This is a genomic window from Rhizobium sp. UBA1881, from assembly GCF_002338015.1.
Taxonomy (GTDB): domain Bacteria; phylum Pseudomonadota; class Alphaproteobacteria; order Rhizobiales; family Rhizobiaceae; genus Rhizobium.
In genome coordinates, this window is the sequence record NZ_DDHH01000146.1 from 9,596 (window position 1) to 10,196 (window position 601).

Below are 601 nucleotides of genomic sequence, written 5' to 3' on the forward strand. Positions count from 1 at the left end.
TCGCCGAACAGGCGGAAGAGGAAGGCGTGACCTCGGCCGAAGTGCTGGTCCCCTGCGGCGGCGGCGGCCTGACCTCGGGCATCGCGCTGGCGCTCGAAGCCCGCACGCCAAGCTTCCGCGTCCGCCCCTGCGAGCCCGAAGGCTTCGACGACACCACCCGTTCGCTAGCCTCGGGCAAGATCGAGCGCAACGCCACGCTATCAGGCTCGATCTGCGACGCCATCATCACCCCGCAGCCCGGCAACATCACCTTCCCGATCCTCAAACGCCTCGCCGGCCCCGGCCTCGTCGTCACCGACGAGGAAGCACTCCGCGCCATGGCGCTCGCCTTCACCCGCCTGAAGATCGTCGTCGAACCCGGCGGCGCGGTCGCGCTGGCCGCCGCGCTGTTTCATGGAGAGCAGTTGCAGGAGGATGCCGCGATCGTGGTGACCTCGGGTGGCAATGTGGATGACGAGATGTTTGGCCGGGCGTTGGCGTTGCGGGGGTAGGATAGCGAGGTCGGCGGGTCGTTCGGCGATCGAACGGTCAGCGCTGCGGGATGCAGTTCCGGAGCCGCAACGCCGGTAGGGGAGTTACCCCCCTCTGCCCTGCCGGGCAT

The 601-nt window shown here is 68.9% G+C and carries 1 protein-coding gene; it reads left to right on the plus strand.

All coding sequences use genetic code 11. The features are described 5' to 3' along the window. Positions 1 to 491, plus strand: a 491-nt coding sequence (locus tag B3605_RS17675; RefSeq protein ID WP_296435322.1) for a pyridoxal-phosphate dependent enzyme, incomplete at its 5' end; no start/stop codon positions are given. Positions 492 to 601 lie beyond the last annotated feature (110 nt).